The organism is Metabacillus sp. GQ13 (assembly GCF_059758525.1).
In genome coordinates this window covers 114,695-136,698 of record NZ_JCAXET010000013.1, presented here as the reverse complement: position 1 = coordinate 136,698, position 22,004 = coordinate 114,695, and the positions used below count along the sequence as shown (strand labels likewise).

Annotated in this window: 25 protein-coding genes, 1 tRNA gene and 1 pseudogene; 17 read left to right on the top strand and 10 right to left on the bottom strand. The window is 34.1% G+C overall.

Features of this window, described 5'->3' with window-relative positions:
- Positions 1-212 precede the first annotated feature (212 nt).
- The 3 genes from AC6CHR_RS16930 to AC6CHR_RS16920 form a co-directional block, all read right to left on the bottom strand.
- Positions 213-563, bottom strand: coding sequence for an ATP-binding protein (locus AC6CHR_RS16930; RefSeq protein WP_498250169.1), 351 nt, complete (start codon positions 561-563; stop codon positions 213-215).
- A 248-nt stretch (positions 564-811) separates the two neighbouring features.
- A complete protein-coding gene (locus tag AC6CHR_RS16925) occupies positions 812-934 on the bottom strand; it encodes a hypothetical protein (protein ID WP_498250237.1) in 123 nt (40 codons plus the stop codon).
- Entirely contained in the window at positions 879-1,076 is a 198-nt protein-coding gene (locus AC6CHR_RS16920) for a PAS domain-containing protein (protein WP_498250168.1), read from the bottom strand. The genes AC6CHR_RS16925 and AC6CHR_RS16920 overlap by 56 nt, the downstream gene beginning before the upstream one ends.
- A gap of 476 nt (positions 1,077-1,552) precedes the next feature.
- On the opposite strand from AC6CHR_RS16920, the gene AC6CHR_RS16915 reads away from it, so the two are divergent.
- The 7 genes from AC6CHR_RS16915 to AC6CHR_RS16885 all read left to right on the top strand — a co-directional run bounded on the left by AC6CHR_RS16915 (position 1,553) and on the right by AC6CHR_RS16885 (position 8,556).
- The gene (locus AC6CHR_RS16915; RefSeq protein WP_498250231.1) at positions 1,553-1,774 is read left to right on the top strand and encodes a TcaA 3rd/4th domain-containing protein; all 222 of its coding nucleotides are present in this window, start codon (positions 1,553-1,555) and stop codon (positions 1,772-1,774) included.
- Between the two features lie 200 nt (positions 1,775-1,974).
- Positions 1,975-2,100, top strand: a complete 126-nt coding sequence (locus AC6CHR_RS16910) for a hypothetical protein (RefSeq protein WP_498250167.1) — start codon at positions 1,975-1,977, stop codon at positions 2,098-2,100.
- The gene (nagZ, locus tag AC6CHR_RS16905; RefSeq protein WP_498250166.1) at positions 2,100-3,401 is read left to right on the top strand and encodes a beta-N-acetylhexosaminidase; all 1,302 of its coding nucleotides are present in this window, start codon (positions 2,100-2,102) and stop codon (positions 3,399-3,401) included. The genes AC6CHR_RS16910 and nagZ overlap by 1 nt, the downstream gene beginning before the upstream one ends.
- Positions 3,402-3,441: 40 nt before the next feature.
- Entirely contained in the window at positions 3,442-5,325 is a 1,884-nt protein-coding gene (locus tag AC6CHR_RS16900; protein ID WP_498250165.1) for a zinc-ribbon domain-containing protein, read from the top strand.
- Positions 5,326-5,454: 129 nt separating this feature from the next.
- Positions 5,455-6,678 (top strand): ABC transporter permease, encoded by a 1,224-nt coding sequence (locus AC6CHR_RS16895; protein ID WP_498250164.1) that lies wholly within the window; start codon positions 5,455-5,457, stop codon positions 6,676-6,678.
- A 5-nt stretch (positions 6,679-6,683) separates the two neighbouring features.
- Entirely contained in the window at positions 6,684-7,838 is a 1,155-nt protein-coding gene (locus AC6CHR_RS16890) for an ABC transporter permease (protein ID WP_498250163.1), read from the top strand.
- Complete coding sequence (locus tag AC6CHR_RS16885; RefSeq protein ID WP_498250162.1) at positions 7,825-8,556, top strand: ABC transporter ATP-binding protein; 732 nt, start codon at positions 7,825-7,827, stop codon at positions 8,554-8,556. The genes AC6CHR_RS16890 and AC6CHR_RS16885 overlap by 14 nt, the downstream gene beginning before the upstream one ends.
- A gap of 103 nt (positions 8,557-8,659) precedes the next feature.
- Here the strand turns inward: AC6CHR_RS16885 and AC6CHR_RS16880 are convergent, their stop codons facing one another.
- The gene (locus tag AC6CHR_RS16880) at positions 8,660-9,598 is read right to left on the bottom strand and encodes a magnesium transporter CorA family protein (RefSeq protein WP_498250161.1); all 939 of its coding nucleotides are present in this window, start codon (positions 9,596-9,598) and stop codon (positions 8,660-8,662) included.
- Between the two features lie 230 nt (positions 9,599-9,828).
- Here AC6CHR_RS16880 and AC6CHR_RS16875 point away from each other — a divergent pair, with 230 nt between their 5' ends.
- The 4 genes from AC6CHR_RS16875 to AC6CHR_RS16860 all read left to right on the top strand — a co-directional run bounded on the left by AC6CHR_RS16875 (position 9,829) and on the right by AC6CHR_RS16860 (position 12,188).
- A complete protein-coding gene (locus AC6CHR_RS16875; RefSeq protein WP_498250160.1) occupies positions 9,829-10,098 on the top strand; it encodes a YbyB family protein in 270 nt (89 codons plus the stop codon).
- 133 nt (positions 10,099-10,231) lie between these two features.
- On the top strand, positions 10,232-10,861 hold the full coding sequence (locus AC6CHR_RS16870; RefSeq protein WP_498250159.1) for a cation:proton antiporter regulatory subunit: 630 nt from the start codon (positions 10,232-10,234) through the stop codon (positions 10,859-10,861).
- 103 nt (positions 10,862-10,964) lie between these two features.
- The gene (locus AC6CHR_RS16865; protein WP_498250158.1) at positions 10,965-11,219 is read left to right on the top strand and encodes a GlsB/YeaQ/YmgE family stress response membrane protein; all 255 of its coding nucleotides are present in this window, start codon (positions 10,965-10,967) and stop codon (positions 11,217-11,219) included.
- 105 nt (positions 11,220-11,324) lie between these two features.
- Entirely contained in the window at positions 11,325-12,188 is an 864-nt protein-coding gene (locus AC6CHR_RS16860) for a dimethylarginine dimethylaminohydrolase family protein (protein WP_498250157.1), read from the top strand.
- Positions 12,189-12,251: 63 nt separating this feature from the next.
- On the opposite strand, the gene AC6CHR_RS16855 is transcribed toward AC6CHR_RS16860, so the two are convergent.
- From AC6CHR_RS16855 to AC6CHR_RS16840, 4 genes are all read right to left on the bottom strand, one after another.
- Positions 12,252-12,336, bottom strand: a tRNA-OTHER gene (locus tag AC6CHR_RS16855).
- Between the two features lie 109 nt (positions 12,337-12,445).
- Entirely contained in the window at positions 12,446-13,018 is a 573-nt protein-coding gene (locus AC6CHR_RS16850; protein ID WP_498250156.1) for a DUF6434 domain-containing protein, read from the bottom strand.
- Between the two features lie 137 nt (positions 13,019-13,155).
- The gene (locus AC6CHR_RS16845; protein ID WP_498250230.1) at positions 13,156-13,572 is read right to left on the bottom strand and encodes a VanZ family protein; all 417 of its coding nucleotides are present in this window, start codon (positions 13,570-13,572) and stop codon (positions 13,156-13,158) included.
- A gap of 269 nt (positions 13,573-13,841) precedes the next feature.
- The gene (locus tag AC6CHR_RS16840; RefSeq protein WP_498250155.1) at positions 13,842-15,230 is read right to left on the bottom strand and encodes an amino acid permease; all 1,389 of its coding nucleotides are present in this window, start codon (positions 15,228-15,230) and stop codon (positions 13,842-13,844) included.
- Between the two features lie 259 nt (positions 15,231-15,489).
- Here AC6CHR_RS16840 and AC6CHR_RS16835 point away from each other — a divergent pair, with 259 nt between their 5' ends.
- Entirely contained in the window at positions 15,490-16,347 is an 858-nt protein-coding gene (locus AC6CHR_RS16835; RefSeq protein ID WP_498250154.1) for a manganese catalase, read from the top strand.
- A gap of 76 nt (positions 16,348-16,423) precedes the next feature.
- On the opposite strand, the pseudogene gvpU reads toward AC6CHR_RS16835, so the two are convergent.
- Positions 16,424-16,867 (bottom strand): annotated as a pseudogene (gene gvpU, locus AC6CHR_RS16830) (gas vesicle accessory protein GvpU); the annotation flags it as partial.
- 212 nt (positions 16,868-17,079) lie between these two features.
- Here gvpU and AC6CHR_RS16825 point away from each other — a divergent pair.
- Both AC6CHR_RS16825 and AC6CHR_RS16820 read left to right on the top strand, forming a co-directional pair.
- A complete protein-coding gene (locus tag AC6CHR_RS16825) occupies positions 17,080-17,712 on the top strand; it encodes a LysE family transporter (protein ID WP_498250153.1) in 633 nt (210 codons plus the stop codon).
- Between the two features lie 146 nt (positions 17,713-17,858).
- Complete coding sequence (locus tag AC6CHR_RS16820) at positions 17,859-18,398, top strand: NADPH-dependent FMN reductase (protein WP_498250152.1); 540 nt, start codon at positions 17,859-17,861, stop codon at positions 18,396-18,398.
- Between the two features lie 407 nt (positions 18,399-18,805).
- Here AC6CHR_RS16820 and AC6CHR_RS16815 read toward each other — a convergent pair whose 3' ends face one another.
- The gene (locus AC6CHR_RS16815) at positions 18,806-19,093 is read right to left on the bottom strand and encodes a hypothetical protein (protein WP_498250151.1); all 288 of its coding nucleotides are present in this window, start codon (positions 19,091-19,093) and stop codon (positions 18,806-18,808) included.
- A 159-nt stretch (positions 19,094-19,252) separates the two neighbouring features.
- On the opposite strand from AC6CHR_RS16815, the gene AC6CHR_RS16810 reads away from it, so the two are divergent.
- From AC6CHR_RS16810 to AC6CHR_RS16800, 3 genes are all read left to right on the top strand, one after another.
- The gene (locus AC6CHR_RS16810) at positions 19,253-20,029 is read left to right on the top strand and encodes an ABC transporter ATP-binding protein (protein ID WP_498250229.1); all 777 of its coding nucleotides are present in this window, start codon (positions 19,253-19,255) and stop codon (positions 20,027-20,029) included.
- A gap of 420 nt (positions 20,030-20,449) precedes the next feature.
- Positions 20,450-21,316 (top strand): cation diffusion facilitator family transporter, encoded by an 867-nt coding sequence (locus tag AC6CHR_RS16805; protein ID WP_498250150.1) that lies wholly within the window; start codon positions 20,450-20,452, stop codon positions 21,314-21,316.
- Between the two features lie 181 nt (positions 21,317-21,497).
- Positions 21,498-21,737, top strand: coding sequence for a hypothetical protein (locus AC6CHR_RS16800; protein WP_498250149.1), 240 nt, complete (start codon positions 21,498-21,500; stop codon positions 21,735-21,737).
- Positions 21,738-22,004 lie beyond the last annotated feature (267 nt).

The window sequence follows — 22,004 nt, the reverse complement described above, 5'->3', positions numbered from 1 at the left end:
AAATGAAGGGGAACTTCTCAAAACTCTTGGTCCATCAAGCCATGTGACTAGCCAATATGGTAAAGGTACTGTTCTCGATTTGAAAGACCGAGAATTTCTCTAATAAAAGGCTGCTCAGCTCAGCAACCTAATTGGGATAACTCGATTAGTAGATAAGGTACTATGGGTGATTATAGGTGATTATACTTTTGAGTAGAAAGCTAATAATTATATTATTTTATAAGAGAAACAAACCGTAAATGTTGTCCCTTTGTCACTAGAATCAATTTTGATTGTACCATTGTGCTCATAAACATTTTATGACAAATTGATAAGCCAAGACCAGTTCCATTTTTCTTGGTACTAAAGAAAGGTGTTCCAATTTTATCGATGGCGTCCTTTTTTATTCCAGAACCTTGATCTTGTAAAGAAAATACAACGTTGTCATCAGAATGATAGGTTTTAATCGTTAAAGTTCCCCGAGTTGACATCGCTTCAAGTCCATTTAGTGAAAGGATTCGTATTAATTGGCGTATTTCTCTTTCATTGACTTGTAACTCTGGACATGACGTTAGTTCAAGCACGACCTGGTGACCGAAGTACATGGCTTTCGCTTGGATATGAGGGTTGTTGTCATTGGATTACGGACTTCATGAACGATACCTGAGGCCATTTCGACTAAGTTTAGTCTGTCTAACCGTGCCATTTCTTTCTCAACTAACACTCTTTCGGTTATATCAGTAATAACTGAAAGTAGGCTTTTTTCTCCATGCAATTTGATAATCTCAGTGGACAATAACCCTTCTCGCAATTCCCCTGATTTGTTTAAATATTAAATTCTAACACTTTGAATAGGGTGGATTAGATCATACATCTCAATAACGGCCTCACCACTATCTTCATGTTTCATAATATATCTTCGAAGAATCGGTAGATTGATTAAGAATCTCTTCATAATTTATGTGACCTGAGTAGGTTAGCCAACTGTTATTCACATTGATAAAACGCCAATCTTCTAAAGATCGTAGTGATATCAAACATGGTGTCGCTTCGAATATTTTACGGAAACGCTCATCCTCTATTTGTTTCCGTTCCATAACATCACGAATTCTTAGTGAATTGTAAAAATTCTGGTGCTGAGGAAATTCGTTTCTACATCCGTATCAGTTCCAGAGCACAGCATGTTCCCCTCATTTAAAGGAAGGTCAACAAACGTAGCTGAATGAAATCGTCCGTCTATTTATTACTTAAGTTATAAACTACATGGTTAGATTATATAACGTTATGTGTAAGGTTATCTCCTGTAAATTCTTGTTTCTGCAGTAAGCGAATCCATTTATAGATAAAAATCACCTCCAAGTTAAAATTGAATAATTGGTCCACTACTCCCCGGAGAATATAAAGTAAAAGGAATTGGAAATGAAGAATACGGAAAGATTGACAAATAAGATACAGAAGATCAATCACTGTCTCTTCAATTTAACTGGAATGATTATTATGTTGATGTATATCCTAATTAAGATGATACTGGTTTATTTGTAAAAGAAAAGAGTACTAAAAAGGAAATAGGGAGATAAACGAATTTGTTCCAGTTCCTTTAGATGGCTCAGTTGAAATTTTTGCAAAAAGGAAAGTTGATGAAGGTACCAAAAAGAGTAAAGCTGTAACCTTGAAGAAGGATACAACAGATGTAGAGCTAATCATTGTATTTAAAGAAGTGGAAAAAGTAGAAGCTTATGAAGAATTCTTTGAAGATGCTGATGAATACAACGATAAGAAGCAAATAGGGATATGATCCTTGCGTATCATAATCAAATTTCACAAGTGATTTTACAATAGCTTATCAACTATTTTCATCTTCTCGAAAATTCATGATAACAAATGATGGTTGGACGAAGGGTCTTCAGCAAAACATAAAGGATGCAGTAACTGATCTAGAAATTGTAAAGGATAGAAGATTCATCTACAAAAGCTTATAAATTAAAATGTTATCTTATGATGAAAGAAGATGTTTCAACATTAATTCAAGAATGGGGTGGAAACTGGAACCTAGTTGAAGAAAATGAAGGCTGGAAACTTGATAAGTCAGAATTAGAAAAACTAGCAACCAGAACGGAATAATGAGAAAAAAAACCACAAATAATCGCCTGAAATATATTTTTGTAGTATTCCTTTTTATCGGGGCTGGAATAATTAGTTTCATATTTTCGCAACAAGAAAAAGAAGCCGAAGACCAGTCCGATAAAGGTAAGCAAGTGTCAGTGAGAGGAACTGAATCAAAAGGACTCCTTGATGAAAATCAACCAGTAGATAACACGGATGAAACAACTACCTTATTTAAGCCAAGTGAAACTGAAGAGATTATCGAACAAAAGGTGAATGAACTTCTTCTATCAATGACATTAGAGGAAAAGATCGGACAGCTAATGGTCATTGGATTTCCTGGCAAACAGGTAGATGAGCATGTGAAAGAAATGGTCGAGGAATACAATGTAGGTGGAATTATTTATTATGATCGAAATATGGAGACACCAAAACAAGTAGCTAAACTTTCAAATAATCTCCAACATTTAGCGTTAAAGACTGACAACCAAATCCCACTAATAATCAGCATTGACCAGGAAGGTGGTCAAATTGTTCGTATGAAAAACCAGGTTTCTGATATCCCCTCACAACAAGAGTTAGGAAAAGGTGGAGACTTAAAGAAGGTTTATCAAACAGCACTTAAGAATGGTCAGGAGTTAAAAGCGATGGGGGTGAATGTCAACTTTGCTCCAGTTTTAGATTTATCAACAACAGATAGTAGATCTTTCGGGGAAGATCCAAAGACAGTAAGTGAACTAGGAAAACGAGCTATTACCGGTTTTACGGCTTCAGGTATTACAGCAACATTAAAACATTTTCCTGGTAATGGACGAAGTGATATCGATCCACATCATGAAACATCTTCGGTAGAGGCTAATCGATTAGATCTTGAGAATAATGATATTTATCCATTTAAAATAATGATAGAAGAAGTTAATAACCAATCATTCTTTACAATGGTTACACATATTAAGTACCCCGCATATGACAAGGAAAATCCAGCAAGTATATCTCAAATAATAATTCAGGACCTATTAAGAGATAAATTGGGTTATAATGGTATAGTTGTCACAGATGACCTGGAAATGGGTGCAGTAAATAAATATTTTAGCTATCAAGATTTAGGCTTCAGAGCAGTTGAAGCCGGAGCAGATCTACTATTAGTTTGTCACACGTTAGAAAGCCAACAAGAGGTCATAAAAGGAATAAAAATGGCTGTGTTAGATAACAAATTATCTGAAGAAAGAATCAATGAAGCAGTAAAAAGAATCTTATCCTACAAATTTTCCGCTATTACTTCTGCATATACAGATATAGAAGATGCAGAAAAACAGTAGGTTTAGAGAATAAATAAGCTTATAAATTAGGGAGGAAAAAATGAAATATTGTTCGAATTGCGGAATACAACATGAAGAAAATACCAAGTTTTGTACATCCTGTGGTGCGAAATTCGAAGGTGAAGTTGAAACAGCTAAGCAAGAGGTTGCTGCAAATTTGGAGATAGATCAAAACCAACAGCAGCCAGTGATGGGGAAAGGTAAGAAAATTTTTAAAGTAAAGATGCCAATTCTAATCGTAGCCGTTATTGTACTTATTGGGATGGGAGCGGCAGCTGCTGTCTTACTAAATAAATCACCTAAGGACTTGTACTTACTTGCGGAATACAAATCGTATCAGCAAATGATTGAAAGTGTTGACAAAGAATATGGGAACTCCATTGAATTTCAAAAAAAGGCATTGGAACAGCCATCGAGTAATGAAGTGACACTAAGTGGGAATTTTGAAATTGATTCCTTAGAGGCAGATCCAGATGTACAATTACTAAAAGATCTATTAAGCGAAGCATCAATTACAGCAAAATCTGAAGTAAGCCCATTAACGAATGAGGGTTTTTACTCCGTAGGCATTAATGTAGCGAAGGAAGAGGCGATTGATATTGAAGTTTATCAATCTACTGATCAATTTGGACTAAAAGTGCCATTATTATATGAGAAGTTTCTTTTTCTGAATTTTAATCAATTTGGTGAATTGATGCGAATGACAGATCCGGCTTACAATGGTCCTGAAACGTTAGAATTATCAAAACTTGAATTTAAAGAACTTCAGTTAACAGATAAAGAAAAAGAACACTTACAAAAGCGGTACTCTGAATTTCTTTTATCAAAATTGAAGGATGAACAGTTCAGTGAAAATAAAGGGATTAATTATGAAGGATTGAAATTAACAAAAGTGACGTTCGAGCTGTCGCCATCTGAGACCAATCAATTAATGGTTGATTTTATTGATTCGATTATAGATGACAAAAAGTTACATTCTATGATAATGAAACGAGTAGAAAAATTAGCAGAAAATGCAGCAGTGATTGATGACGTTAACCAAGAAGATTTTAATACGAAAGAATTGGAAGCAGAATTTATTCAAGGATTAAAGGATGTAAAATCAGATCTAAAAGATGTTAAATTCACAGAAGGCTTTAAGTCTGTATTGTTGATTGATAACAATGAGCAAATTATTGACCGTAATATGACGGTGGTTATTAATGATGGATCAGAGCCTGTAAAAATTTCTATATTAGGGAAGAATGTTCCTAGTAAAGATAATAAGAGAATGGAAGAATTAGAGATTTCCTTAACATCTGAAGATGAAGATTATAAAATGGCATTTGAAATGAGCAATGAAATAGAAAATGAAAAGTCAGACAATAAAGTTGAAGGTTTAAATTTATCATTTTACACTGAAACATATGGTGAGCTAGATGGTAAAATAGACTTAGATATGACCTCGAAGTTCAAAGGGAAACAGGGCAGTAAACAAACGATTAACCGTGAATTTCAGTTAAATGCATCAGGTGGTGAATTCTCTGATGTACCAAGCGGAATTACCGGAACGATCGTTGAAACAAGGGACATTAATTTGAAAAAGGAATACGCGAATCAAAAATATGATGTAGAAATTAATGTTGAGGATGAGTATGATACAGGAACAGTCATGTTGACTGTTGATTCGAAAACTCAATTGAAAAAGAAAGCTGATATGCCAAAGTTAGATTCAGAATCATCTGAAGCGATAAATGTTGCTGAAATAACGGAAGAACAAATCTATGAAATCCAAGAGGCAGTCGGTACGAATATCATAACGTTAGCCGAAAAGTTTGGATTAAGTAGTGAAGATTTATTTGGTTCGTCTTATGAAGAAGAATACTTTGAAGAAGAGTATTACGAAGATGCATTCTATGATGAAGAAAATTTAGAGAGCTATTAAGATTACTAGGGAATGTACAGGTAGACGATTTGGATTAAAAAGAAGGTGGAATCAAACTTCGTCAAAGTACAATTGACCTTGTTTCCTTCATATTTTGGATGAGTACAAAAAGTCAGAGAGAGGTCTTATGTGAAAAATATTCTATTATTTACGTTATTTCAACTAAAGATCCTTTGGGAAAATAGGAGAACAGCCACTATTTTGTGGCTTAGTCCTATTTTCTTTTTATTGATCTTTGTACTTATTGGAAAAAGTACATTAGAAGAAGAAGGTCGCGTATCATCTTTTCAAATTGCCATTGTTAATAAAGACAATACAGTTGAGACAAAGCTTGTTATTCAGCAACTAACTGAGAATGAAGAGATGAATAAATTAATGACCACTCTGCAGGTAGATGAAGGATATGCGCAATCATTAATGGAAAAAAATGAACTAGCAGCCATTATCTATATTCCAAAAGATTTTAGTAAAGATGTAGCGCAAGGAATTAATACACCAGTAAAAGTTGTCGGTAATAAGCATCGTCCCTTGCAGGCACAACTTGTTCGGTATGTATTGGAGAGTGCAGCTAATTATACATCTGCTGCTCAAAGTGGAATTAACACAGTTAATGATTTTATGAAAAAGATAGGCATATCACATTCTGAGCGAAATGAGGAGATTAAGCGAACAATCGTATCTTTTTCATTACATGTTTTAGGAAGAAGTGAACTGTTTTTAGATAGTAAGCAAAATTATTTATTTCAGCAAAGCCTTCTTCAATATTATGCCATCTCCTTTTATGTTCTTCTCCTAATGATTTGGAGCTTTATTGGTCAAATGATTTTTAATAAAGTGATCAAATATCCTATTAGGACAAGACTGCAATCGATGGGAGTAACAGCCTTTCAAACCACTGTTTCGACAGGTTTATCCAGTTTTATTCTTGTTCTGATAAGTGCACTTATTCTTGTATTTCCTTTATTCTATTGGCAAGAGCAAATGTTTGATCAACATATGACTGGCTTTATTGGAGGGATTTTCATAATATCCTTTATGTACTCAGCAGTTTTTACATTTCTCCAATCCATTTTTAGGAATGAAAGATGGTACCAAGCTGTAGGTGTGGTATACATTCTATTCGGTACAATATCAGGAGGACATTTTATTCCGGTTATTTATTATCCTGACTGGCTTGAAAAGCTAAGCTATTATTCATTGAATACTTGGGTGTTTGAATTTTTTTTAGTACTACTTGAGAAAACTTCTCCATATCCATTACAACTGTATATATATGGATTTCTTATCATTTCTATTTTTGGCACTTTCATGGCAAAGACAGCAAATGTTTTCCATTCTAGGAAAGGAGTATAGTATCAATGGATATCATGATCGAGAGGTTAAAACATTTGATACATAAACCTGCGACTCTTCTTTTTTTGATCGGACCGTTAGTAGTAACGATCATATTTGGTGGACTGATTCAAAAGCAACAGCAGGATTTGGTTATACCGATCGCAATTGTCGATCAAGACCAATCTAGTCTATCACAGATAATTATCAAGAGAATGAAAGAGCAATCTAGACTAGTGGTCCATCCGTCTTCAGAGGAGATAGCAGCTGATATGTTAGAAAAAGGTGAGATCGACAGTATTTTTGTAATAAATAAGGACTTTCAAAAGAATTTACTGAAAGAGAAGAGGGAAGATGTTATTGATATTAAAACATCATCTTCATCTGTTGCAAGTTCATTTGTACAAGAAGTACTTGGAAGTGAAGTGACAAGAATAACTAGTTCTATTAAAGCTGCTAATCAAGTGCTACGTCTTAATAAACAAGCTGATTTAGATGGGGAAATACGAAAGAGTTTATGGAATGAAGCGTATGATTACACGGATGATCAATGGAATCCGGAACCTCTGATGACGATAGATTATAGTGAAGTATCAACAGAAGTTGTAGAACAAGTTAAGGATAATAATCACCGTCCATTCAATCCATTTTTAGGACTATGGAGTTTCTTTACGATGGTAACCTGTTTCCTTCTTTCGGATTGGATAATCAAAGAGCATCAAGTGATTATGAGAGTTCGAACAACTTATACCGGATTACCATCTTATCTCCTTCAAACATCAACAACAAATTTTTTATTGCAAGGCGTGCAAGCAGGCTTATGTTTTTACCTATTTTTCTATTTTAATTTAATAGAGTATGATTTATTATTATTTATTTTTATGATTATCTATTTGTATTTCTGTATTGGGTTAGCAAGTTATTCAGCGAGTATGTTCAAACATATTGGTAGTTATTATGTCTTTGGAGTCTTTGTTAGTTTAATCGTAGCTGTATTTGGTGGGAGTTTCTTTCCTATTGGTGACCTTTTAGGTAAATATCAATTTTTGACTAACTTATTACCACAGACAATACTTTTTCAAATGGATGTATCATTATTAGGTCTAATTTATCCCTTTATTGCTGGTACCTTACTATTGGGATTTTCAATTGGGAGGTTACGAATTCATGATATCGATTGAAAACATAAATAGTCACTATGGAAGAAGGAGAATATTGGAGGATGTTTCATTGCAAATAAATAGTGGTGAAATTGTAGGGTTGTTAGGTCCAAATGGTGCTGGAAAATCTACGCTTTTATCAATTTTGGCGACAACGATGAAACCAACAAAAGGAAGAGTCATAGTTAATGGTTATTCTATAGAAAAACAGAAAAGGGAAATTCGCCAATTAATTGGTTATGTACCTCAAGAAATATCACTTTGGGAGGATCTTACAGTAAAAGAAAATTTGCAGTTTTGGAGTAAATTCCATAAGAGAAAAATAACAAATGACAGAATGGTCAAAGTTTGTACAGATGTAAGGTTACTTGATGGGTGGGGTGATAAAGTATCGACTTTATCAGGAGGAATGAAGCGAAAGCTAAATATTGCTGTTGCATTACTTCATGATCCAGATATTTTATTAATGGACGAGCCAACAGTAGGTATAGATCTACAAACAAAGGTAGAAATAAATGAATATATGAAGTTTCTAGCTGAGCAGGGAAAAACAATTGTCTATACAACGCATGATATGAGTGAAATTCTAACTCTATGCAATCGAATTGTTGTCTTAAAGAAGGGCGTACTCAAATTTAAGGGAACAATTGATGAAGCAAAAGTGATGTATGGACAACGCGGAATGAAAGGCATATGGAAAGATGAAGAAGTGATTTATCAATTATTACTAGATGAATAGAAGTCGACCAACAAGAGAAAATATGAAGGAAGTAAAAGCACCATTGTGGCTTATTTCCCACAATGGTGCTTCCCAACTTTGTAGGGGGGAAGTTAACAAACTTCTATTTGAAAAAAGAGCCCTTCTTTTTACCTCGAAGAAGATCACCCGTCCAACCTTTCATTTTTAAATAAATATAAACTGCAACCATTGAAAGAATGATGAGAGTTAAAGAAAATAGGTAACCGTAGGTCCATTCTAACTCAGGCATATGTTTAAAATTCATTCCCCATAGTGCTCCCCATGCTGTTACAGGGGTAAAGATAGCTGTCATAACTGTTAAAGTTTTCATAATTTCATTACCACGGTGTGAAGAAATAACTTCCTCTAAATTGATAATCGAATCCACTTCATGTTCATATTCATTGATTAAATACAAGGCTCTTTTTAAGCGGATTTCGGTGTGATTATAGATTTTATTGTTACTGATTTCATCAAGACATAACTCTTCAATGGCAAATATTATTTCTCTGAGCGGAATAAGGAGATTCTTCCAAACAAGCAATTCCTGCCGTCGTTTAAAAACCTTGTCAAGAGTATCTGTATTATTTTTCTGATGAATTCCCCAAACTAGGTTTCTCAATTTATCTTCAAAATCATCAATGCTTACTAAGTATTCAGTTAGTAACTCTCTAACAATGAGTGAAAACCCCTCAATAGGTTTATCTATTATCTTCATATGATTTGTTATACTATTTGTATCACAATGTTTAAAAATAGTTAGATCGAAATCAACTGTTATTAACGTTTCATTTGAAAGATAAAAATGGAAAATTTTATAATCTTTTTCATCCTCTAAGTTTTGATCATAAACAAGAGAACCTTTCATAATATAGTAGGAATCATCCTCAGGGAATTCAATTCTCAAAGAATTTGCTGTATTTTCTTGAAATTCTTCTATTATATTTATATTTAAATGGCTAGACTCAATGTTTCCTTCTTTCTTCATTTCCTCTATATCATGACTAGTTAATTGCTGCCACTTCCATTTATTTTCGTTCATATAATCCCTACTTATTTTTTAGATTTTTATGCTCTATACAATGCCCATGACTTGTGGAAATGAAACCTTTTATTAGATTTTTTGTAAGATTATTAAATATTTTTGTTGTTATTAGCACAACGTTCATTGGGTTATATGTTTTGATTGTTGAATAAGGGGTATTTAACAAGAAATCACAAAAGGTTATAACAAAATAGAATTTAAAAAAATCCCTAAAGGAAGTGTATACCATGAAGCGAATGATAAAAGTAAAATCAATGGTGATGGTAGGAATGGGAACGTCAGTTATGGTATGGGTTTCTTCTAAAAAAAATAGAATTAAAATGGAAAATGTATTTAGAGATTGGAAACGAAAAGTAAAGCCATCTGCAATTGATAAGTGTCAGTCACTACCAGTCGAAAAAGGAGGACATCCAGATCCTCATGACCTTGAAGATAATAAAATGGTAAGTGAGGGAGCAATGTACTCGGTGAAATATTACAATGAGATAAAACAGTAATAGAGGTAAGGAGGTATGATTACAGTTGGTTGGGGCGTGCAATTATCCCAGCCAACTTTTTTCTTCTAAATTATAGAATACGTGGTGAGATGTGATGACCCTTCTATTTCTGCTTATCTATTTTACAATCATTATGACTGTAATTGAAATTCATGTGATCTTGTTTCATTTATCAGGATTGGAGGAGCGGGTTTCAAGGTTTCAGGTTATTTCGATGATGACAGGGACAGGCTTTACAACAGGTGAATCAGAGCAAATCTTATCTCATCCCTTTCGTCGAAAGATGGGTATCTTTTTAATATTATTTGGTGCATTTTCTTTAGCTGTTATTATTTCTTCGGTAAGTAGCTTATTGGAAGACGATTTACGAAATAGTGGAATCCTTTATGTAGCTGGTGTTGTCTTCTTTCTTTTTGCTGTGTTAAAGACTCCTTTAGTGAAAAAGTTCCTTTTAAGGTATTTTGAATATAAAAAGGAGAAAAAGGAGAAAATACCCTCAATTCCACTTAGAGAAGTAACACTTGAAGAAGAATATCGAGTCTTTGAGTTCCGGGTAAATGGTGACTCTCCTTATATTAACAATACTCTGAAAGAGATAATGGAAAAGCAAGAAACAGTCAGCTTTGCCCTACTATTTATCAAAAGAGGTGATGTGAAAATAAGGAATAAGCTAGATCAAGAAAAACTAAAGACGGGTGATCAATTGTATTTATTTGGAGGTGAACATGATATTGAGAAAGTCTTTGGGGGTGAAAATCACTAGTAGAAAAGAAATTTTAAAATAATAGTTTAGCTTATCCGTGATGGGGTATTTAATAATCAACATCATAAAATAAAAATTAAATTTTAAAAAGGAGTGTTTATTGATGGGATTTATTTGGGCATTAATTATCGGAGGTATTATTGGTTGGTTAGCAGGTTTAATAGTAGGACGTGATATTCCTGGAGGCATCATTGGTAATATAATAGCTGGATTTATCGGTGCTTGGGTTGGTTCATTAATTCTAGGTAAATGGGGACCAGAAACAGGAGGATTTTATATTATTCCGGCACTGATAGGAGCAATTGTTCTTGTGTTTATTGTAAGTTTTGTAATGAAAAGTATGCGGAAACGTGCGTAACATATAAATTAATACATCGAAAATGCTATATTAAAGGAGAGACTGACTTGGTTAGTCTCTCCTTTAAATGATATATTAACATAGTAAAAACAGGAGGAAATTATGTTGGGTTCTCTATTACATCTAGGAAATAAAGTTTCATGTACAACTGAATATGAAAAACTTAATCGTGTGATTGTATGCCCACCGTTACACATGGAAATTAGTGAGGTAATCAATGAAACACAAAAGCATTACGTTAAGGGAAATATAAATAAAAAGATAGCAATTAAGCAACATGAGAAGTTTCGTGACATATTAAAGGAAAATGGAGTGGAAGTACTAGAATTACCTGCTAACAGTCAATTTCCTGAGCAAGTCTTCACACGCGATATTGGCTTTACAATTGGAAAAAAGGTATATATTTCAAAAATGAGTAGTGCCATCAGAGAAGGCGAGGAAGCGGTATTAAAAAATTGGCTTGATAAGAGGGGGATGTCTATACAAACCTTCAGTGAAAATAGTATAGAAGGTGGAGATGTATTGGTTGATAATAGAACAATTTTTGTCGGAGTAAGTGATAGAACTACTGATGAAGCAACTAGAAAACTGAATAGGATTCTCCCAGGTTACAACGTAGTAACACTCCCATTTAATAAAAAACATCTACACTTAGACTGTGTATTTAATATTCTTTCTCCCAAAGAGGCACTAATATATAAACCAGCCTTTCAAACAGGCGAACTCGAACAATTATCATCGATGTATGATTTAGTTGAAGTGAAAGGAACAGAACAATTTTCATTAGGGACAAATATCCTGTCATTAGGTAACCGAAAAATAATAAGTTTACCAGAAAATAAATCAATTAATAAGAAATTGCGGTTACGTGGTTATGAAGTTATTGAAGTTGATTTTAGTGAAATTATAAAATCGGGAGGCTCTTTTCGTTGTTGTACAATGCCTGTATTACGAGGTCATTCATATTAGTAATTAAAATGCAGTAAGGGAGAGGTATAGTTTTATAAAACAAACTTTATTAAATCCTGATCTAGGACTTGGTGGGATTTGAACCCACAAGATGTACAATAGTTAACAGGTTAACTGTTGACCGCTCTAACAGTTGAGCTACAAGTCCTCCTATCAGTATTTACGTTGATTTAATTTTTGATACACACAAATGAATATATATAATGATGTCATTTAATAAAGGTCATTCTTAGTTATCTACCAATTTAGGTGATTATTTAGAAATAGGGATTATATTTGTTGCTTCCAGGAAGTTTTTTTAAACTACTCCATGCTTGGATCGCCTCTTTCCGGTTCTTTCCTTTGTTGGAGGGATCTGCAAAATAATCTCGAATGAATTGATTGTATTCAAACTGGGGAGCAATGTCTTTTTTGTATGTAGGGAATTTTTTCCTTTTTTCTTCCTCTAGCCAAGCTTCAACAGCATCGAGGTATGTTTTTCCAATATTGTCTTTAAAGAAATTTTGAATATAGGTAGTAAAATGGAATTTTGGACCAATTACCGATTTGAAAAAGGCTCTAACATCCTGACTACAGCGATGTCCCTCAGTAATGACCGTTTCAAGATTAAGTTCATTTGGGGTTAATGCTAATGGCTTCTTCTTGGACTTCCTCCTTGGCTTTTTGATCTCTCCGCTTAGTAAAAATGTTTCAATTCTTTCTGTAATTTCTCCTTTCGAACCTGATGCACTCAGATCATTTTCATTGCAGAAGGTTTGAAGCTCTTTTTTCAGCCAATAATAAGCTTTAAAGTCTTCGATGTTGATCTTCGTTGTAAGGCTAGGTCTCATATATGACTCCCCCATGTAATTTACATCTAGTATAGAACAAACGTTTCCTTTTGTCATTACCTTATATACAAATTAATTCTAGTCATATCAAAGTGGATATTATTGGGTGGGCGAGAAATTTTTATCTAAATAAATAGTTAAATGCCTACTGAAAACCTAGGTAACAGGCTTTTTAGTATTTTTACCTCTAATAAACGTTTTATAAAGAGATAGCCTAAAACACTTCCCAATACATTAGCGACTAAATCATTAATATCGCTACTTCTTGAACTTCCTAAGGTTACCCGGATCAATAACTGTATAATTTCAAATGAAATACTTAACAGTAACCCATATTGAATAGCTTTTCGAAAGGAATCAAGTTTTCCGTTTAATAAAGGTAAATACATCCCAAATGGAATAAGCATAATTATATTTAATAGAAATGTTTTTATGTCGATCGTAATAATTGGTATTATGTTCAATGTGTTATACCAAGGCGTTTGATTCGCATATTTTCCGATGTTGACGTCAATAGGGAAAAATACAAGATGAAGGACAATTAATAAGTAAATAACAAATGTTGTTAAAAAGGTATATTGTAAAACACTGTACCTTTGTTTTTTGAACTTTGCAGAAAGTTAATAATTTCTTAATTTATCCGTTTTAGAAGAAAGTATAGAAGGAAACGTATGCATTCGAGAGTGAAAAAGTGTTATTTCCTTTTAAGGGGCATTTTTCAGAAGATCCATTTTTTAAATAAAGGTGAACTCTTCTGGAAAAGAGTTCACCTCATCATCGTTATATTGAATGACATTAATCAAAGTTCATAAATACAAACCTGTTAATAATATCGTACTTTACTATCTTTAGGTTTTTTCCAATATTTCTTCATGCGCATGCAGACGATACCAATCACGAGCACGAATAAGACACTAACAAAGAAACCAGGTCTGATTGATTTCTCTAACAACGTTCCAGTAATGGCTGCTATGATTAGTAACAAACCAAAATAGGCAAGGACTTTGTTCCTGGTTTTTAAAGTTAGAATTCGTAAGGAAGCTAGGATGATAAATGACCAATTATAAAGTAATAAAATTCCTGCAGCAGTTGTTATATATTCGTAAATTTTTCCAGGAAGTAATAATGCCGTTATGATTGATCCGAGTAACCCTACTGTTGCAAGTCCTAACGATGGTAATGGAAGATTCTTAAAGCCCTTAAGTTTTTTTGCGAAAAGTTTAGGTGCATCTTTGTCTTCTGCTAAAGTGACAAGTAAATTTGTCACTCCATACAATGATGCTGTCATTGTTGAAAAACCAGCAATAATAATTGCACCATTAAAGACATGAGGGAAAAAGGCCATTCGATAGTTTGTTAAAGCTGTTACAAATGGACTTTCCTTTTCATGAAATAAATCAAGCGGTACTAGTGTTACAGCCAGACCTAGTGATAAAACATAGACAAATGCTAAAGCCAATAGCATGACTGTACCGGCTTTAGGTGCATCCGCTTTGTTTTTAAGCCTCATGGCCATAATGCCAATAACTTCAATTCCGCCATAGGCATAAAATGCATAGATAAGGGATGACCAAAACCCTTTAAAACCTCCAGCAAAAAGTTCGTTGGATGTATTCGGAAGACCTGTAGGTTTTGCATTACCTGCATTAATCCAACCTGCTATTGCGGCAATAGCAAGAATAATAAACATGATAATTGCTGCGAATTTGACAACTGCTAGTATATCTTCAATTTTATCAAAGCCACTTGTTCCCGAAATGACAACAATAATCGATAGAATGGCATAGCCTGCTGCAAAAATCCATAAAGGGACATTAGGAAACCAAAAACGTGAGAGAATGGAAAGTGCCGTTAATTGACTTCCCATAATAAGAATATTGGAACACCAATAATTCCAGCCGCAACTAAATTCTGCCCACTTTCCATAAGCCTTCCCAGCATAATAACAAAAGGATCCGTCTTGTGGGTCTTGTGCAGTCATTTTTGCTAAAACATTAAAAACAATATACGTACCGATTGCAGCCAAGAGAAATGAAAAAACGATGGAAGGTCCAGTTATGCCTACTCCAATACTTGAACCAAGAAAATAACCTGTTCCAATCGTACATCCAATGCCTACTAATGATAATTGCCACCATTTTAGACTACCTTTATTAGAACTTTTATTAGAATGACTAGTATTACCACCAGGACTACAGCTTACTTTACTCATAAATAAACCTCCTCCATAAACACCATAGGTATTAGTGTTAGTAGATAGTATTTGTTTATGTATGTAAAAAAATGAGTTGTATGGATTTCATTGTGGATGTTTGGTTCATAAGCAAATAGAGAAGGTAAATTTTGCTAAAGAGGTCGTGTTGTTGTAGATCTTTTGGCGAACCTAATGCTATAACAAATTCAGTATAGACAAACACCTATTTAAAAATCCTCTAATAAGATAACAAGAAATTAAATAAAGAGGTGAAATAATGTTCTATCATATTAAAGAATTACAGTATCATGCTAAGCCAGAAAGACCAGATCCATTATTCGCAAAGCAATTACAGGAGATATTAGGCGGCCAATTTGGAGAAATCTCTGTTGCATTACAGTATCTCTTTCAGGGGTGGAGCGTTCGTGGCAATGGAAAATACAAAGACCTGTTAATGGATACAGGTGCAGAAGAGCTTGCACATATCGAAATGTTGGCAACGATGATAGCGAGATTATTAGATGGGGCACCTGTTGGGGATCTTGAAGTAGCTGCAAAGGATCCAATAATTGGGGCTATTCTTGGTGGAATGAATCCCCAGCATGCGATTGTATCTGGTCTAGGTGCAATGCCTGCAGATAGTGTAGGTAATCGATGGACCGCCGATTATATTATTGCAAGTGGAAACTTACTTGCTGACTTTCGGGCAAATTTAAATGCAGAATCTCAAGGGAGACTTCAAGCTGTACGATTATATGAATCATCTACAGATCCAGGTGTAAGGGATATGCTTTCTTGGCTGATTGCACGTGATACAATGCATCAAAATCAATGGATAGCTGCAATAAAGGAATTAGAAGCTAAAGAAAACGTCGTTGTGCCAAGTAGTTTTCCAAGAGATCTAGAAAAACGAGAAGTATCACATGTGCTATTCAATTTTTCAAGAGGTAATGAAAGTGCTAAGGGGAGATGGGCAAGCGGTCCTAGTATGGATGGAGAGGGTACGTTCCAATATGTCGAACATCCACAGCCATTAGCGAAAAAACCAGTTTTAAAACCAGCTCCGCCATACATCCATGATACCTTACCTGCTGTTTTACAGGATCATATGACACCACCTCCGAGTATGTGTTAATAAGCTAGTCGTTTTTATACATGAAGAAACGAAAAGACTCCTCAATGTTTCAAGGGGTCTTTTCCTTAGTTCTAATTTAATCAAGGGAATTAAAAGAAAATCCATCAATAGAGGAAATTTTTCCTCTCCACCATGTTCCACTGCCAGTAGTGGGCTGGCTACTTACGGAAAGATACTTTGCATTTTTCAAGTGAATGAAGGTATATGAATTCTCCTTAGTATCTTTATCTTCTTCTCCCTCATCTTCTCCCTTTTGTTTAGCATAGGCTTCTTTTAAGTCACCGAATTTTTTGGATAGGATATTTGCCATTGTTTTATCTGATAACATCTTCGCTTTTTCTGTGATTCCTTCATAGTATGCACTCGGACCAATAAGGGCTCCTGAAATGATAGCGCCATTCATACTAAGGGTGACTTGAACTTCAACCCCATCTTTTTCTACTAAATCTAAAAACATTAATACAATCGCATCATCTGTTGCTATTTGCTCCTGTTCCTTTTTTGCCATATCATTCACCTCGTAAAAAAATTGGTACGATTATCTTGCCCATAAACGTAAAGATAAACCGATGTATCGCAAAAAGAAATAGTGGCTATTTAAAATTAGCAAGCTTACTATGCACAGTATTTTTTAATGAATATCTAGGTTTTATTGAACCTTCTAGTCATAGTGGACAACGTATTTCATATAATGTACAAGTTATCTATCATTGTAGAAGAGAGTGGTGTTATTTGAGCATTAGCATTTTAATCAGCTACATTTTCTTAGGAATATCCCTGGCAGCACCAATAGGTCCTGTAAACTCTGCTCGTTTAGATAAAGGAATAAAAAATGGATTCTGGCACGCTTGGGTCGTTGGGGCAGGATCTATGTTAGCAGATGCGTTTTTTATGCTACTCGTATATTTAGGAATGGTACAGTTTTTAGGCATTCCAATAGTCCAAATCTTTTTATGGTCATTTGGTGGTTTTATTCTTATATATTCTGGAATCGAATGTATTTTAGGTGTTAATTCTGTCACGTTAACCTATAGTAGGAAAAAGGAATCATTAATAAAATGCTTTCTGACAGGGTTCATCATGTCTATAACTAGCCCTTTATCGATTTTGTTTTGGCTGGGGATTTATGGTTCGATTTTAGCTAAAACTGCTCAAATGAATGGTACAAGCCAATTATTAATATATAGCTGTATGATATTTGTTGGATTAACAATATGGGACATTTTTGTAGCTGCCTTAACAAGTGGTTTTCGGAGGTATTTAAACGATGGTAGTTTAAAGGTCATTTCAATTATTTCAGGCGTTTCATTAATTGGTTTCGGAGTGTATTTCGGATATCAAGGGGTAATAGCGGTATTTAGGTAAGTTATTTTCAGGGGTTGTCGCTCCCTAAATAGTTCAGGTTTACTTGACGACTATCCGGAATAGTAAAAGGCTGCACATAAAGATTTGCTATGACGAAAAGTAACCCCTTCACAGTACAAGAGTATTTTTTAATAGGAGGAACAGATATGAAACTCGTTGGTATTTCAGGTTCACTCATTGGTTCGAAAACATCCAAGGTTGTACATGAAGTTCTTTTAGCAGCAAAATCGCATGATCCAAGTATTCAAGTTGAATTAATAGACCTGAAGGATTACGAAATTGAATTTGTAAAAGGAACGCCACTTAGTTATTACAATGTTGACACGGTTAAGGTTGTAAATACAATTCAATCTGCAGATTTTCTTGTATTTGGTACACCTATATATCAAGCTTCCATTACAGGTGCATTGAAAAATCTCTTAGACCATTTACCGATTGATGCGTTCAAATCAAAAGTCACAGGGATGATTACAACTGGAGGAACAGACAAACATTTTCTGGTGACCGAATATCATCTCAAACCAATCCTTACTTATCTAAAAGGAGTCGTACCTGTCGGAAATGTGTTTGTCCTAAATAATGATTTCAATGAAGAGAACGATTTAATAGATATGGATGTTAAAAACAGAATTGGAAAATTGGCCGCGGAAATGATCAATATTCAAAGAAGAATGCGTGGGAATTAACTCGCTTTTTAAAGAGATATTTTAAATTTGAGTATCTTCTTTTACTTAGAATAATGTTTATCAAACGAGGCGCGCATATATATAGCGTGTCTTTTTGTAGTATCCAGAAATAGATCTTCATTTCTTCATGAAAAAAACGTGTACATTAATTGCTTTGTATGGAAAACCCCAATAATCTTAGCGAAACAGCCTTTATTGAAGAAGAGAAAGGTAGCTAATAGAGGACTCTTAAGTATCAGACCAAGGGGATTTACACAAAAATAACGAACTTTTTTATAAAAAAATAAATATATCAATAGCGTGTTTTAATCCATCTACTTTTAAAACACGCTAGTTCTTTTTTGTTTATCAAGTTAATCAGTATCAAATTGATCAAACATTATTCTAAAGAAACAGAAAGGGTGATATTATGGAGAATCTTTATACGGTTCTTCTGTATCTTTCCCTTTATCATCATGTGTCGGGTGAGCACCTGGTAACTGTCTTGGGAGGTCTTCATGAAAATTTCGAGCTTCGTATGCGAAGTTGCTATAGTATTGTTGATCCTCTTTCCACGGTGTGTTTTTATTTTCAACAGGATTATTTTTACCTATAGGTGAACCAAAAGGTCCTTCTGGGTATTCTTCAGCTGCTAAGAAGTTTCTTTGGGTTTCTACATTTGAAAAGTCAGTATATTCTTCGTCCTTATCACTCATTTTATCACCCACCTTTTTATTTAGTTTGACCTTTTATTAGTAAATTATTAAGGACCTTAGGTATGATACGTTCTTTTGAAAATAATAGTGCGATAAGAAAACAAATAAGATAATATCGAACATAAGGAAAAAAGATAATAATGAGGTGGCTATATGACCATAATAATTGAGCTTGAACATGTTTCGTTAAAAAGAAACGGTCAATGGATTTTAAACGATATTAATTGGAAAATTCATAAAGATGAGCATTGGGTGTTATATGGATTAAATGGAGCAGGGAAAACAGCTTTACTAAACATGCTTTGTGCTTATTATTTTCCAACTGAAGGGAGTGTTACAGTATTAGGAAAAGTTTTTGGACAAGATTATTTAGCAGAAAAACTTCGTCGAAAAATTGGAATTGTCTCTGCGAAGTTACAACAAAAGCTTTATCCTTCAGATACAGCGTTTCAGATTGTCCTAAGTGGAGCTTTTGCTTCAATTGGTTTATATGATACTCCAAACAATGAAATGAGACAAAAAGCAATTGGATTATTAGAGGAACTACATTGTTTATCTTATGCTGACAGAGTCTATGAAACCCTTTCTCAGGGGGAGCGTCAACGGGTCCTAATTGCACGAGCTTTAATGGGGGATCCCCAACTGTTAATTCTAGATGAACCTACTACCGGTTTGGACTTTCTCGCAAGAGAGCAATTGTTACTAGCACTAGAAATGATTAACAAACGAAAAAATGCTCCGACGCTTCTTTATGTAACACATCATGTTGAGGAGATCTTACCGATGTTTAAACATACATTGTTACTGAAAAAGGGTAAGGTGTTTGGCTCTGGTCAAACGGAGAAGATGTTATCGGATGAAAAGTTATCACAACTATTTGAAACAAATGTTACCGTTACTTGGGAGAATGGTCGTACCTATTTAAAGAAGCTTTAAATCTGTACATAACTCTATTTGTTAAATGATAAAGGCTGTTTTCGCAAAGATTGTTGTTTTCCGTACAAAGTACTAATGTACACGTTTTAAGGATACCTTCGTGCTCTTTTCGCTAAATTAGTCTGATATCCCTTTAGACATAGCTTAAATTTAGATCAATATTCGTACTAGAGCAACAAACTTTTAGAAAAGAGCCATTATAAAAGAATGATAAAATTTGTGTATTGAAAATCAATGTTAAAAAGTATGTGGGATAACCAACAACATCTTCAAACGCTGAACTAGCAAATGTTTACTATAGGAAAGAATTTTGTGTATCTATTACTAGTATAGAAAAGCGAAACAAGATTGCTATAGACCCACTCAATCTTTACTTGTTATGATGTTCAAGTAGTTGAATAGTGGAGGCCTAAACATAAAATGGAAGAAAAATATAATGATTTAAAATTGGGCGAACGCGGTGTACTCATCAGTATAATTGCTTATATATTCTTATCATCAATAAAGTTACTTATTGGTTATACTGCAAATTCAGAAGCACTAAGAGCTGATGGTTTAAATAATGCAACTGATATTATAGCTTCTATTGCTGTATTAATAGGATTAAAAGTGTCACGAAAGCCAGCGGATAAAGATCATCCTTATGGCCATTGGAAAGCTGAGACAGTTGCATCAATGGTTGCATCATTTATTATGGTGGTCGTAGGTATACAAGTTTTATACAGAGCTATTTTATCTGTATTTGCTAGCGATCATCAAGCACCAGATCTCATTTCTGCATGGACAGGGATTTTTTGCGCAATTATTATGTTTTTGGTCTATCGGTATAACAATAACTTAGCAAGAAAAATCAATAGTCAAGGATTAATGGCAGCTGCAAAAGATAATCTTTCAGATGCTTTGGTTAGTATTGGAACAGTTATTGGTATAATCGGTTCGCAATTTGGTCTTCCTTGGCTTGATCCAATAACAGCAGTATTAGTGGGATTAATTATTTGTAAAACGGCATGGGATATTTTCCGTGATGCCTCCCACTATTTGACCGACGGATATGATATCGAAAAAATACAAGTGTATAAAGATACTGTTCAATCCCTTTACGGTGTAAAAGGTGTAAAGGATATTAAAGCGAGAAGCTATGGCAATAATGCTGTAGTTGATATCGTCATCCTTGTAAATTCGAATTTAGGAATTAGAGATGCTCATGATATTTCAACAAAGGTAGAAGATGTGCTGAAACTAGAATATGGGGTATATGACGTACATGTACATGTTGAGCCAAATTAATTGATGACTGTTTTTGTAAAAATGACTGCATTTGGCCCAAACGACTACTTTACATATTCATCTTGATTTTACAGTCTATTTTCAATGAGGAATTCCCTTAAAGAGAATAGGATAGCTTTTAATGAGCATGATAATGACAGGGAAATTTCCTAACTTATCATATATTAATGGAGGCTTTAACATGGATAAAGATCAAGAATTGAATTTACAGCAGGCACAAGTAGATGTTCAAGTCGCAAATCAACAATTGCAAAGTGAGAATCAAGATTTACTTACTGCAAAGCAGCAGGTACAAACAGAAACCCATGAATTAAAACAAGCACAACAACTAGTTGAGAAAGAACAACGAGATGTTCTAAATGCACAACAAAAACTCCAACAGGCACAAGCTATTGCGATGAGTCAACAAAATAAGCCATAATAATGAATCAGATAATTTTATTTAAATTGAAGCTTTTCTATATGAATAATTACAGATATTTGAAAACTGTAGTTATTCAAATAGAAAGGTTTTTTATTTCGTCTAAAAAGTCCAAGTAGAAATAGTGTCATTTTATATTTTTATTTTATGTACGACTAAATACTGGGAGTATAAAGGAGATAGTATGATTAAATGAGTAGAAATCATGTGTAGAGTATTGCCTGAACGGCTATAAATCACTATATTATTACTAGGAACCAATTAATT